At 43.9% G+C, this 14,492-nt stretch carries 8 protein-coding genes and 1 riboswitch; of the genes, 3 read left to right on the top strand and 5 right to left on the bottom strand.

Features of this window, described 5'->3' with window-relative positions; all coding sequences use genetic code 11:
• Positions 1-94 precede the first annotated feature (94 nt).
• From HXT57_RS04145 to thiC, 3 genes are all read left to right on the top strand, one after another.
• Positions 95-943 carry a methionine ABC transporter ATP-binding protein gene (locus tag HXT57_RS04145; protein WP_004108686.1) on the top strand — a complete coding sequence of 283 codons (849 nt, stop codon included), beginning with the start codon at positions 95-97 and terminating at the stop codon, positions 941-943.
• A 2-nt stretch (positions 944-945) separates the two neighbouring features.
• Complete coding sequence (locus tag HXT57_RS04150; RefSeq protein WP_004108684.1) at positions 946-1,626, top strand: methionine ABC transporter permease; 681 nt, start codon at positions 946-948, stop codon at positions 1,624-1,626.
• Between the two features lie 64 nt (positions 1,627-1,690).
• Positions 1,691-1,796: riboswitch (TPP riboswitch) on the top strand.
• Positions 1,794-4,451 (top strand): phosphomethylpyrimidine synthase ThiC, encoded by a 2,658-nt coding sequence (gene thiC / locus HXT57_RS04155; protein WP_012914246.1) that lies wholly within the window; start codon positions 1,794-1,796, stop codon positions 4,449-4,451. (Overlaps the previous riboswitch by 3 nt.)
• 330 nt (positions 4,452-4,781) lie before the next feature.
• On the opposite strand, the gene HXT57_RS04160 is transcribed toward thiC, so the two are convergent.
• The 5 genes from HXT57_RS04160 to fmt all read right to left on the bottom strand — a co-directional run bounded on the left by HXT57_RS04160 (position 4,782) and on the right by fmt (position 14,485).
• Entirely contained in the window at positions 4,782-5,318 is a 537-nt protein-coding gene (locus HXT57_RS04160) for a peptidylprolyl isomerase (protein WP_004108678.1), read from the bottom strand.
• Positions 5,319-5,553: 235 nt separating this feature from the next.
• Positions 5,554-11,283, bottom strand: a complete 5,730-nt coding sequence (locus HXT57_RS04165) for a GA module (protein WP_421783389.1) — start codon at positions 11,281-11,283, stop codon at positions 5,554-5,556.
• Positions 11,284-11,765: 482 nt separating this feature from the next.
• Positions 11,766-12,596, bottom strand: coding sequence for an inositol monophosphatase family protein (locus HXT57_RS04170; protein ID WP_004108666.1), 831 nt, complete (start codon positions 12,594-12,596; stop codon positions 11,766-11,768).
• Positions 12,597-12,822: 226 nt separating this feature from the next.
• Positions 12,823-13,476: a phosphoserine phosphatase SerB gene (serB, locus tag HXT57_RS04175; protein WP_415697900.1), complete on the bottom strand. Its 654-nt coding sequence runs from the start codon at positions 13,474-13,476 to the stop codon at positions 12,823-12,825.
• A gap of 25 nt (positions 13,477-13,501) precedes the next feature.
• Positions 13,502-14,485 carry a methionyl-tRNA formyltransferase gene (gene fmt, locus HXT57_RS04180; protein WP_415697882.1) on the bottom strand — a complete coding sequence of 328 codons (984 nt, stop codon included), beginning with the start codon at positions 14,483-14,485 and terminating at the stop codon, positions 13,502-13,504.
• Between the last annotated feature and the right edge of the window lie 7 nt (positions 14,486-14,492).

The raw sequence follows: 14,492 nt of genomic DNA on the forward strand, positions 1-14,492 counted from the left end.
TAGTTAATGACGCTAGTTAGTAACTCTAGTTAGTAACTCTAGTTAGTAACGAAGTATATTTCACACAGAAAGCAATAATCTGTTAAGGAAAAGCATGATTCAGATCGAACATCTTCACAAAAGCTACGGCAAAGGTAGCAAAGCGAACGAAGCATTACACGACATTAATCTGACTATTGAATCGGGAGAAGTATTCGGAATCCTTGGTTCTTCTGGTGCAGGAAAGTCTTCGCTAGTTCGTTGCATGAATCTGCTTGAGCGACCAACTTCCGGCAAAATTATTATTGACGGAAATGATATTAGCGAAGTAAAAGATAAAGAACTTGCAAAAGTACGCACTAATATTGGCATGATTTTCCAGAATTTTAGCCTTTTCCAGCAGCGTACAGTATTGCGAAACGTCACTTTCCCATTAGAGCTGAATCACACTGCAAAAAAGGAACGAGAAGAACGCGCAAACTACTTACTTGACTTAGTTGGTTTACAAGATTTTGCAAACCGCTACCCTAGCCAGCTTTCAGGCGGACAGCAGCAGCGCGTAGCAATTGCACGAGCATTGGCGAATAATCCGTCGATTATGCTTTGCGACGAAGCAACAAGCGCACTTGACTCCACAACTACTGCGCAAATCCTTGATTTATTGAGCCGAATTAACCGCGAACTCAACGTAACGCTTGTTATTATTACGCATTCGCTGGCTGTAGCACGAAATATTTGCGACCGAGTTGCAATGATTGATGGCGGACGCATTGTGGAATTAGGTGACACTGATACGCTTTTTGCAAATCCACAAAGCGATATTTTGCGAACTCTTATTGCAGATGAAAAACAGGAAAATCATCGCGCTAAAATTACAAGCACGATTGCAAGCGAGCTTAACAATAAGCCAGAAAACGCACAAACAGACGAACAAACAAACGCGCTTACCAACGAGGTGAAATAACAATGTTAGAAGCTGCTACACAATTTTTTAACGACTACGGCAACTTACTTATTGAAGGCGTGCAAGACACACTCGTAATGACATCAGTTGCAACACTTTTTGCATACCTTATTGGACTTCCAGTTGGCGTACTTCTCATTACATCAAACAAAAAAGGCATTTGCCCCAACGCGCCAATTAACGCAGTTCTAGGCTGGATTGTTAACATCGTGCGTTCTGTGCCGTTTATTATTTTATTAGTTGCAATAATTCCTTTCACTCGTCTCATAGTTGGCACTTCTTTGGGAGTTCCTGGGGCTATTGTGCCTCTGGTGATTACGGCTGCACCATTCGTTGCTAGAGTAGTTGAACAATCTTTAGCCGAAGTTGACGGAAGCTTAATTGAAGCAGCACAAAGCTTTGGAGCAAGCAAATTGCAAATTGTTTGCAAAGTGTTGCTGTGGGAAGCTTTACCTTCGCTAATTCGCGGAGCTGCGCTTACATTTATTACGCTTTTTGGATTCTCCGCAATGGCTGGAACAGTTGGCGCAGGCGGACTCGGAGATATTGCAATACGATACGGATACCAGCGTTATCAATACGATGTGATGACAGTTGCTGTTATCCTTTGTATTATTCTCGTGCAGATTGTGCAAAGCTTGGGAGATTTTATTTCACGCGCAATCAATCATCACGAACGCTAAAGAAATTCGCAACATACCCACCACCAATTAAATGCACATAATCGTGTAAACTTGCTGGTAATTCGACATTTTGCAGGGGTGCTTTCGAAAGAAGGCTGAGATGGTATTAGTTTGCCTAACCCTTCGAACCTGTTAGTTAATACAACGTAGGGAGCAACGATTTTAGTATGACATCGAATTATCCGTACGCATCAATGCGTAATCAATTTAATCTAAGCGCCTGCTTTATTGCAGACCCACAAGCTTGTAATAATCGTCCGCTTACCGATATTGTCGATGATGCTTTGCGCGCTGGAGCGACTTTTATTCGTCTTCATTGCAACAATGAAAACGCTAAAGAAATCACTACTATTGCACGCGATATTGCACAAATCATCGAAGACAATAACAAATGCGATTCTGTAACTTTTGTTATCGACGAGCGTGTTGATGTCGTTTGGCAAGCTCGCAATCAAAGCATCAAAGTTGACGGAGTGCATTTAGCACAAAGCGACATGGAGCCTAGAGAGGCTCGCGCTCTTCTTGGCGAAGATGCTGTAATCGGCTTATCTGTTGAAACCGAAAGCTTAGTTAAAGTAATAAACGAACTTCCAGATGGATGCATTGATTACATTTGCGTAACAGCAATGCGCAATCCTGAAGAAGGATGCGAAAGCACTACTGCCGCTTACGAATTGGAAGCAAATCACACAACGCTGGACGAAGCGAAAATTAATACGATTTGTTCCGCAAGTGATTTTCCAGTTCTAGTTGGCGGAAGAACTGCACTCGACGATATCGATACAATCGCTCACACCAAGGCTGCAGGATGGTTCGTTTCTGAAGCATTGTATTCTTCAGAAACACCAGAATCAACTATGCGTGAATTTGTTGAACATTGGAAAGCTGTGCGAGGTGAAGAAAAGCACGGCTACGCTAAGCGAGTGATAGTTGCAGAAAATTCTGAATCAAAATCTTCAGAAACTCAAGAAAAGAAGCCAACTTTTATTAATGCGAAAGAAGCAAAGGATGCTGCGAAATTAGCTAAACAACAGCGAGTTGACATTGCAGCTCGCGGATGCACTCAGCGCGATAAAGCTCATATTCGCAAAACAACTCCAATTCATTTTGAGTATGAATATGGTTCTTATGATTTGGAAGTTCCTTATACGGAAATTAAGCTTTCGGATACTCCTGGCGTAGGCCCTAACCCGCCTTTTAAGGATTACAATACAGAAGGTCCAAAGTGCGATCCGAAGGAAGGTTTGGCTCCGCTTCGCCTTGACTGGATTCGCGACCGCGGTGACGTTGTGGAATATGAGGGTCGCAGGCGCAATCTTCAAGACGACGGCAAGCGCGCAATTAAGCGAGGCAAAGCTTCTAAAGAATGGCGTGGACGCACGCATAAGCCAATGAAGGGCGCGGATCATCCGATTACACAAATGTGGTACGCTCGCCACGGAATCACTACTCCGGAAATGCAATATGTTGCAACGCGCGAAAATTGCGATGTAGAGCTGGTTCGCGAAGAAGTTGCAGCCGGACGTGCTGTAATTCCTTGCAATATTAACCATCCTGAAGCTGAACCTATGATTATTGGCTCGCGCTTCTTGACTAAGCTCAACGCAAACATGGGTAATTCTGCTGTTACGTCATCTATCGACGAAGAAGTAGAAAAGCTTACGTGGGCCACGAAGTGGGGTGCGGATACCGTTATGGATCTTTCCACCGGTAACGATATTCACACAACGCGCGAATGGATTTTGCGCAACTCCCCTGTGCCAATTGGAACAGTGCCAATGTATCAGGCTTTGGAAAAGGTTGAGGATGATGCTTCTAAGCTCAGCTGGGAGCTTTTCCGCGACACTGTTATTGAGCAGTGCGAGCAGGGCGTTGACTACATGACTATTCACGCTGGCGTGCTTCTTCGCTACGTGCCGCTTACTGCAAACCGCGTAACCGGTATTGTTTCTCGTGGTGGCTCAATTATGGCTGAATGGTGCTTGCAACATCATCAAGAGAGCTTCTTGTATACGCACTTTGAAGAATTATGCGAGATTTTCGCAAAGTACGATGTTGCATTCTCTTTGGGTGATGGTTTGCGTCCAGGTAGCTTGGCTGATGCTAACGATGCGGCTCAGCTTTCCGAGCTTATGACGCTTGGCGAGCTTACGAAGATCGCTTGGAAGCATGACGTACAGGTGATGATTGAAGGTCCTGGTCACGTGCCATTCGACACTGTGCGTATGAATATTGAGATGGAAAAGGCAATTTGCCAGAATGCTCCATTCTATACGCTTGGTCCTTTGACTACGGATACCGCACCTGGCTATGACCACATTACTTCCGCAATTGGTGGCGTGGAGATTGCGCGATACGGCACCGCAATGCTTTGCTATGTGACTCCTAAGGAACATTTGGGGTTGCCTAACAAGGATGACGTGAAGCAAGGCGTGATTGCGTATAAGATCGCTTGTCACGCAGCTGATCTTGCTAAGCATCATCCACATGCTATGGATCGCGACAACGCAATCAGTAAGGCTCGCTTTGAGTTCCGCTGGTTGGATCAGTTCAACTTAAGCTATGATCCAGATACCGCAATCGCCTTCCACGACGAAACACTTCCTGCAGAACCGGCAAAAATGGCGCACTTCTGCTCGATGTGCGGACCAAAGTTCTGCTCGATGGCTATTTCGCAAAATATTCGTAAGCGTTTTGGCGGAGCAGCTCAGCAGGAGCAGCTCGTTGAAGAAGCACGCAGTCAGGCAATTGCCGATGGTATGAAAGAGATGAGCAAAAAGTTCCAAGAATCCGGCTCATCGTTGTATCAAAGCGTGAAAGCATAAAATGATGAGGTACGGAAGTGCGGAAGCAAAAACTGAATTGCAAGTGCTTCAATAACAATACTTACAACGAATAATAATAGAAGAAGGTTGATATGAACCAAAGCGAGTTTTATAGTGAGCTATTATGCTTGCTATAAGACTCGCTTTCTTTATATCCGCATTTAAATTCTATTAATACAACCTTTCCGTTGCATGCGTTGTAAAGTTTCTGCCGCCTTACAGCAAAAATCCGACATTTTCTGTACACAAGCGTATAGAAAATGTCGGATTAGCAATTAAGAACTTTAGTACTAAAGAATATTAAAGAGTATTAAATCAAATAACGTTTAATCACAAAACTTCAATAGAAATAATACCTACAGGCTCAAGAGGAGCATCAGATCGATCCGTTGCGACAGCCTCGAGCTTATCGACAACCGCCTTCGATTCATCGTCAGCAACTTCGCCGAAAATTGTATGGTGGCCATCAAGCCATGGAGTTGGCACAGTTGTAATGAAGAACTGCGAACCGTTAGTGCCATGCAAACGACCGTCACGACCGCGACGCTTTCCAGCATTTGCCATAGCGAGCAAATAAGGCTTATCGAACTTCAAGGATGCGTCAATTTCATCGTCAAACTCGTATCCAGGACCGCCAGTTCCATTGCCGAGTGGGCAGCCACCCTGAATCATGAAATCCTTAATGATGCGGTGGAAAGTTAAACCATCGTAGAATGGCTCATGCGAAGGTTTTCCACTGAATGAGTCAAGCCACTCGCGCTCACCAGTAGCTAAGCCAACAAAATTTTTGACGGTTTCAGGCGCTTTACTGTCAAACAAATTGATTTTTATATCGCCTTCAGAAGTATGCATAATAACTGTAGTCATGTGGTAATTCTCCCATATTTTCACGACTGTTTCAATTCGTGTTAGATAAAAATATTCGCATACAAAAATGCCTCACTTTGCGTAGTAAAGAAAGACGCAAAGTGAGACACTTTTACATTAACTTCATTATGCTAATTAACTCAATACTCAGCAAACTTACTGAATACAATTAAGCAAACATTAAGCAGCTCTAAAACTAGCTGATCTGCAATAACCAGACCAGCTAGCAAATATTCTACTTACTACTGTGACGAGAAGTACCACGACGCTTAGCTGAGAAAAGCGCAGCACCAGCAGCACTAAGAGTTGCAGCAAACAAGCCAAACACAGACACGTCACTACCAGTCTTACTAAGCTGAGCAACACTACCACTCTTCAACACCTGAGCGCGCACAGAAGCACGAACCTCAGCCGCATGAGCCTTAGCAGACGCCAAAGCCTTACGAGCAGCAGAAAGCTTCTTAGCCGCAGCATCAACCTGAGCCTGAGTTGCGTTAGGATCAGCAGCAACCTTCTTAGCCTCAGCCAAAGCAGCATCCAAAGCCGCCTGAGCCTTAGAAACTTGAGCATCAGCCTGCTTCACAGCCGGATTGCTTTCAACCGCAGCGTTCACAGCAGCAGAACTTGCGCCATTAGCATTATTAGCGTTAGCGTTGGCAGCATTGGTGTTAGCAGCGTTACCTGCATTACCCGAGTTTACGCCAGCACCAGCGTTACCATTACCAGCATTTCCAGGCTGTGAATCAGACTCAGCACCCTGAATCTGAACATTCAACTCACCCTTATCCACAGTAGTAGGCGCATTATCATTCACACCATAACCAGCTTCAGAACCAGAACCAGGAGTTGGTTTCTTACCGTCAAGAGCCTCTTCAGCTGTCTTAAGCTTTGCAAGAGCATCATCAACAAGCTTCTGCTTTTCAGCTTGAGTCTTAGTTGTTACATCTTCCTCGCCTGCAGCAGCCTTCTTCGTACCAGTTAGCTTATCGATAAGATCCTTAGCATCTTGAAGAGCCTGATCAAACGCAGTCTTCTTTTCCGTCGTAGTAGAATACGTATACCTATCTGAGTTCTTAACGTTGCTATCCTTATCAATCTCTTCTTGCAACGGCTTGGTGTTAACACCATCCAAAGCAAGGCGAGCCTTAACGAGCTTGTCAAGAGCGTCGTCAACAGCCTTCTGCTTTTGAGCTTCCTGCTCAGGAGTAAGAGGAGTCGAGTTAGGATTCTTCGCGTTCTCATTCTCTTCGTTAGCAGTCTTCAAAGCAGCTTCAGCCTCAGTCAAAGCCGCGTCAAACGCATCCTTCTTATCTTTAGAAGCGGTGGTATAAACCGAATCACCCTTAGTTGCAGGAGTTGCCGTAGCGTCTGGCTTAAGAGCCTTATCGTTATCAACTTCCGCCTGAAGATTAGCGGTATTAACACCAACGCCCTTAACTGTGTTGTCAAGATCCTGCATTGCCTTAAGAAGATCCTTATACAGCTCATTAACCTGATCCGCATCCTTAGGATCGCCATTAGCTTTGTCTAGCACGGCTCCAGCAGCAGTAGCAGCATCGTCAAACGCTTTCTTTTGCTCATTGCCTTCTTGCAGACCCTTATACTTGTCGCCCTTAGCGAACTTATCAGCGATCTCTTTCAGCTTTTCAAGACGAGCCATGGCAGTATCGGTTGCAGTAGCATTGGCAAGCGCGTCGTCGATGTCGTCAGAAGTTGTACCGTCAGCGTTCTTGTGATCAGAAGCATCAGTATCTTCAATAATCTTCTTGAAAGCTTCCTTCTGCGCATTGTTCAAATGATCAAGCGCAGCAATCTGCTTCTTAGCATCCTCTATCTTCTTAGCCTTCAAAGCGCGATTAGCAATAGCAGTTGGGTCGCCAATCTTCTTTGCATCATTGATGTCATCAATAGCCTTCTGCTTTTCAGCATCTGGAAGATCACTATCTTGAATGCGTTTCTTCTGATCTTCCTTTTCTTTATTAAGTACAGACTGATCATCGTATGTGTTCTGAGAAATATCGCGCTTGCCCTTAGCATCTTCGATTGCCTTGTTTGCGTCATCAAACGAAGTTTTCACGCCATCAACAGCATCCTTGATTTCAGAAGGCTTTGTTGCACTGTTAACAGTGTTCTTGGCATCATCGATTGCCTTAGTGGCAGCTTCATACTTATCTTTAGCTTTTGCTTTCTGCTCATCATTCAACGCCTTGTATGCTGCATCAAGTTCTGCCTTCTTAGCATCAAGCTTGGCAATACCAGCATTCTTAGCATTCTGCTCGTTAATCGCATTCTGGCGCTTGGCTGCGTCAAGATCATTCTTAATCTCTTCTGCAGTAGCAGCAGGATCCTTCTTTGCAAGAGCATCTTCCAAAGCAGTGAGTGCTGCATCCTTCTTGCTTGGATCAGAACCAATTAACTCCTTAAGAGCCTTATCGTCCTCGCTACTAGAATTGCCGTGGCTTAGGAACGGAAGCGCGCCAGCACTAACATCCTTGTGCGCTTCATTAAGATTATTAGCTTCATCTAAAATCTGCTGAACTTCTTCAGGAGTCTTAGCACCAGGCTTGGTAGCATCCCCACTCTTTCCATTCAGCTTTTCCTTGAGCTTATCCTTTTCATCTTGAGTCAGATTGCCAAGACCATCAATTGCATCAGAAGCTTTCTTTTTCTTATCCTGTAGCTCTTGCTTCTTCTGGTGCTCCTGCTTTTTATCTTCCTCTTTTTTCTGCTCTTTTTCCTTATTTTCTTTGTCTTTCTTTTCTTTTTCCTTTAACTGTTCAGGAGTTACATTATTCTTGCCAGCCTGCTCGTTGGCCTTCTTAAGAATATTCTGAATATCATCAGCACCTTTAGCATTATCAATCTCATTCTTATACTGGGTTTTTTGCTCCTCAGTAAGCTTTGGATTGCGGTCGATAATCTTCTTCGCATCATCCTTCATCTGCTGGAGTTGACCAGCATCAGGCGTTGGCGCAGGGGTTCCCGCCTTCTTATAAGTTACCTTAACGGAGAACAAATCATTATTAGCAGAATCCTGGAACACAAGTGTTGTAAAATCACTATTCTTATATGTAACCTTTGCAATGCCATTAGCATTAGAAGTTGAGCTAAGCTCCATCTTAACTGTATCTGTTTTTGGCGTGAGACTCGTAGGAACGGTATACGGCGCCTTATCTCCTGCTAGTGAATCCGTGCCATCGTAATTGGCTTTCAAGAATGCTTCCGCAGCTTTCTTGAAATCAGCTTCAGACAGATTTTCTGGGTCGGTAACTTCAATCTCAGGAATTGGATTGTACTTGCGCTCAGCCTTCTTGGCATCGGTGAGCTTGCGAATAAGATCGCGCAGGTCCTTCTCGGCTGTTTGACCTTGAGCCATGCTATCGATCTTGGAATCATCCAACTGATCAGGATTGTCGATGCCAGCGCGCTTCAAATCATCTTTAGTAAGACCCTCATCTGTGCGCTTTTTCAGCAAATCCTTGGCTTGCTGCTTTAGATTGTCAATCGTATTGTCTTTTTGAGGTTGAGAGCTGTTCTTTTTAACATACAAATCGTTAGCTTGGATGGTAATCAATTCGGTTTGCGAGGCAGAATCCCAATCTCCCCCATCATCGTTGTCAGCCCATGGACGACCAATAACCTTGATACCCTTATCATCGCGTAAACTGATACTAAGCATAGGTCCACCATTATTACCATGTACACCGTAAGGACCCATATTCTTAGTACCGGCTTTTGGAGTCCAAGTTTTTTTAACCTCAACGCTATCTGCAACAGTAGCTAAATCATCTTCAGTTACATTATCGTAATTGTCTTTTACAAACTGCTTTAAAGCCTTTACAGCCTCTTGAACAGTTGGTGTATCGCCTTCAGTCTCCGTCTTTGTAACATTATACTTAAAGGTAATTTTCTGATTATCTGGATCGTTATATGTCTTAGTTTCCGTAGAAGGCGTCTGAGACGTTTGCGTATTTGCTGTCTGCTTGAAGAACACGCTCATGGGATAAGTAGCGTCTTTATAGCCATCCGCCTTAAACGTAATGTAACCTTTACCGTCTTTCACGCTATACGAAACATCAGTAATAGTTACATCTGAATTATCTTTAGAATCCTTACCCTTAACCTTCATTAAGGCTTTTTTATTTGCATCAAGAGCTTGGCTGTTAGTTGTTAAATCTGCTTCTTTCATATTGAATGGATCAAATTTAACTCTTGTTTGGGTTGCAGGCGCTTCAACGATGAACTCTTTTTCAGCAGCAGGAGTTGGAGCAGGCGGCTTTGGAGTTGGATTTTCCTCAGCAGCCTTTTGCTTTAAGAATTGCCAGGAAGGAATCTCTGTTGTTGAACCGTCTGCCCAAGTGATGATGGCGTTCTTGAAGTCTTTATCGAAGCTTACAGGAGTTTTGCCATCCTTCTTGGCTGCATTATAAACATCCAAGTCAGCGTTTGCTGCGTCGAAGGCATCGGTTACTTTCTTTTGTTCATCTGCATCTAATTTTGCAGGATCTTTAACCTCAATCGCGTCCGGCACAACATACGGCGCCCAATCGGAGATTTTTGGCCCTTGGAACACAAGCTCAGACGCAGGAATCGTAGCCTTTGAGCCATCTTCGTAAGTCACAACAAGGTTCTTGCCGTCTTTATCGAAAGCAATAGCATTATCCTTGGCAAGATGCTTGCTAAATTCGCTGCTATCAGGGTTCGCCTTCTTGAACGCATCAATAACAGCCTTTTTATCATCATCACTTAACGAATCAGGCTTTACAACAGGTATGCGATCTGGCATAACTGGCTTATATCTGTCGCTGTCGGATTCATCTTGTGCAACAAGAAGGCTTGCAGGAATCGTGCGAGTCGTCTTGTCTTTGAAAGTGATAGTTGCAGAGCCATCCTTATTTACCACAACACCATTATCAGCAACTAATTCCTTGAAGTACTTGGTGTTTTCATTCGCTTTTTCAATTTTTTCTTTAATAGCCTTTTGCTCGGCTTCACTCAAATCGTTAGTCTTCTTAACCTTTGTAACCTCTGGATACGCAAGCGTCAAATGATCCGCAATCTTTGGCGTATTGTGCTTTTGACCTACTGCATAATGCCAATTACCTGCAAAACGGTAAACGCCAGCGGCAAAACGAAGCGGATTGGTGTCACGCTCTTTCCATGCATTGTCTTCCATCTCGGAAACGTAAGTCATGTCATACCAACGCTGACCAGCAGACTCCCAGTCTACGAAAATACCCTTAAGGCCTTGAGTTTGCTTTTGGTATTCTTCCCATTGTTGTGCGGTATTGCCCGCATTATCGTAACCTTTATTGTCTTTGGTACCCAAGCCCATAAGCTGTTTCCAGCCTTTGCTGGCGAGAATATTTTCGTCACTAAAATAATAATTAGAAATATTAGTCCATTCCTTAGGACTATTAAAATGTTTGTCAGAAACAGCGCCATAACCGTTTGCGTCGGTTGTAATATATTGCGAAGAACCAGCAGGTTTAACCTGCTCCTTGCCATTTTTTGTTAACTTTTCAATACGCTTAAATTGAATATCTTGAGGATCTTTCAAACCAGCAGGAACACCAAACCACCACATTGGACGGAATCGCCAATCGTCAGCTGTAGCATTGTTGTGGCAATTAGAAAGATAATGAACGCGAACAAATTTACCAAGAGGGTCTATGCCTTCAGTACCGCCAGCTTTGGCGTGATCTAGAGTATCGTAATATTCAACGTCAATGTTGAAATGAGCCTCGGCATATTTTGCATCAGTTTTGAAACCGTAATAAACATTGTTGCCAGTGCCGTCTACATAACCGTCAGCATAGGCAGGCGAGGAAACGAATACCCCCCCCCCCGAGCACCATTGCGCCTGCGAGCATAGCTGCGCACACGCTCTTAGAAAGTGGCGCGTAAATAACGCTGTTACTCGACTTTTGCATAGACTTTTGCAAATCGGCAAGATGCTTCGCACTCATAATCTTCTTCGTCATTATTCCTCACTTCAATAATGTGTATTCTTTATGTTTCTGCTTATGCATAACTTGTAATATGCAATAATGCAGCAGCCAAACAAATTAGCATTCGCTTCTTTGTTTCATACCAATTTGCTATTTACACAACGCTTCATACTCTCTTAATACATTTCAAGCATGCATAAAAATGTGCAAACTGACATTCCTACAAGCTATATGGTACTCAACTATTCATACATTGCAAACCTTTTCATGCAATAATTTGTGTAGCGTAAATCACATAATTCGCAAATCACGCATGAATACGTATAAATTACATGTTAAGACGTCATAATATTTATGAAAAAAAATTACGACACGCCGCAAGATAATTGAATGCTTACGCAAGGCTACGAGTTACTTGCGTAAGGTTATTGACCTACTTACGTAAGACTATTAACTGCTTACGCAAGAATATTAGTTACTTACGCAAGAATATTGCTTATTTAAGATACGGCTTTAACTCGTTAATAAGCAAACCGTTAGAAGCGACTACGTCATTTTCGCGTCGCCAATGAATAGGGTTTCCATCCCACTGGCAAACCTGACCCTGCGCTTCTAGCACAACCACGGCACCAGCAGAAACAGCTGGAATATCCCAATGATGCAAGTGAGGCTCAAAATAAGCGTCATAAGTGCCATCTGCCACCTTGCACAAGTCGAGCGACGCAGGTCCAATACGCTTAATATCCGCAGGGCAGCCCTCTTCAACAGAAGCGACTACGTCAAGCGCGCGCTTAGATTCACCAGGTATATAAGACATTCCATAACAAACCACAGATCCTTGCAAAGTAGAAGTTGTGGAAGGCGTAATCTTCTCACGCTTCTCTCCTTGCGGAGTTCTACGAATACGAATAGCACCCTGACCCTTTGCAGCCAAATAAGTCAATCCCAACGCAGGAGCGTGCACAACGCCAAGAACTGGACGAGCGGAGCCTTCATCGTTAAACTCAAAAAGCGAAACCGTAAGAGTCCACTCAGCCATATCGCGATTAAAATTAATAGCACCGTCAACGTTTCCAACGCACCAAAAACGTTCTCCCGGATTGCACTGCTCCGGCTTAGTTTGCCAAAAACCTTGGAAAGGATTCACATAAGTCAAACGATTTTGAATAAAACGCACGAGCTTATCACCAAAACCAGATTCAGATTTATTAGGATCACCCAACGCAATCGACGTCATATCTTGAGGGCTTAATTGATCCTGATACGCATGTTTACCAACATCTTCCAAAATACGCGCAACTTCAAGCGCAACTTCTCGTAAATTCAACTTACACTCCCTACCCTAAATGCATAAATTCCCGTATTTATGCACACTCTCTCTCCCATAAATTAACTTTATTTTACTCAACAATAGAAAGATTCACCAACACATTTAAGCTCTGCGGTTAAAAGATACAGAACTTTCACAAAAAATTTAATCATTAATCTTTAATCATCATTCGCAATTTTACATTGCCTACGTACATTACTCAACTTTTACTTTTAAAAACGTATTAATTCGCATTCAAAAAACGTAAGACAGCGCTTAAATCGCGAGTAAGAATGCAGTAAGGAGTAGCCGCTTGAACTGTTGGTTTTGCGCAAAAAGCTACGCCTAATCCAGCGAATTTAATCATTGAAATATCGTTCGCTCCATCCCCCACTACAACAGTTTGTTCGCGATCAATTCCAAGATTAGTTGCCCAAGTTCTAAGCGCTTCAACTTTTGCATTAGCATTAACAATATTTCCAAGTACGTTGCCAGTAAGCTTGCCGTCAATAGACTCTAAATGGTGAGCCGCCCAAAAATCAATATTCAAACTCGGCAAAAATTCGTCCAAAATCTCATGAAAACCGCCAGAAACTGCGCCAACTTTCCATCCGTACGCATGAAGCGTGTCAATTAAAACATTCGCGCCTTTAGTTACATGAATTTTAGAAATAATACGCTTTTTGCACTCGTCAATATTCAAATCGCGAAGCATACTCACGCGCGAACGCAAGGAAGTATCGAAAGTAATTTCGCCACGCATTGCTCGCGCTGTAATCGCAGAAAGCTCATCGCCGCATCCAGCTTCTGCACCGAGCAAATCGATAACTTCTTCCTCAATAAGCGTTGCATCAACATCCATAACCAAAAGCCCTGGTTTAGACAAAGTTGGCAACATCGAAGAAAAGTTCATAATCATAATTTTATGCGCAGTAAGCTGCTGCCGAAAGCCTAGCTCCGCGCGCCCAGTCTGCCGCTTTCATAGCTTTCTTACCTTGCGCTTTTACTTCCAAAAGCTCAAGTGCGCCGCTTAAAGTACCGACCCAAACTTGCTTCTTACCAGCAAGCAATTTTCCAGGATCAAGCTGATTAAAATCTTGAGCATGCGGATCGTTAGCATCTGCCGGAACTGCGCGTAAAACATGCAAAGTAATCAGATCCGCATTATGTTCATCGTCCGCATGAAGCTCGCACCACGCGCCCGGATTTGGCGTACAAGCGCGAATTTGACGATCGACTGCAAAAGCTGGCGCATGAAAATCAATATGAGCATCTTCAACAGTGATTTTTTGCGCAACTTCTTGAGGAGTTTGATCTTGCTCAACCGGCACAATTTCACCAGTTTCCATGCCGCGAAGAGATGCTGCAAGAAGCGGCGCGCCGTCGTTTGCAAGTCGTGCAAGAAGATCGCCAGAATTTTCGTGAGACTCAATTTTTGTAGTAAACTGCGCCAAAATAGGCCCACAATCCATGCCGCGCGTAATGCGAAAAACCGTAGCACCTGTAATATCATCCCCAGCCCAAATTGCGCGCTGCACAGGAGCTGCACCTCGCCATTGCGGAAGAAGCGAAAAATGAAGATTATACCAGCCGAGCGGCAACGCGTCTAAAACATTCTGTCGCAAAATCTTGCCGTATGCTACAACTGCTGCAGCTTTTGCACCGGTTGCCGCAAGCTGTTCAAGAAACACATCTTCATTTTTAGGATCCGACTCAAGCACTGGCAAGCCGAGCTCAAGAGCAGCCTGTTTCACAGGGCTTGGCACAAGCTTTCTACCGCGACCAGTCGGAGCGTCCGGTCGCGTAAGAACAGCGCGAACATCAAAATGCTCACTATCTTTAGTTAACTCGCGAAGAGACGGAACCGCAACTTCCGGAGTTCCAGCAAACAATATTGGTAATGCCATATTTCCC

This window comes from Gardnerella sp. KA00771, assembly GCF_049244045.1.
GTDB classification, from domain to species: domain Bacteria; phylum Actinomycetota; class Actinomycetes; order Actinomycetales; family Bifidobacteriaceae; genus Bifidobacterium; species Bifidobacterium swidsinskii.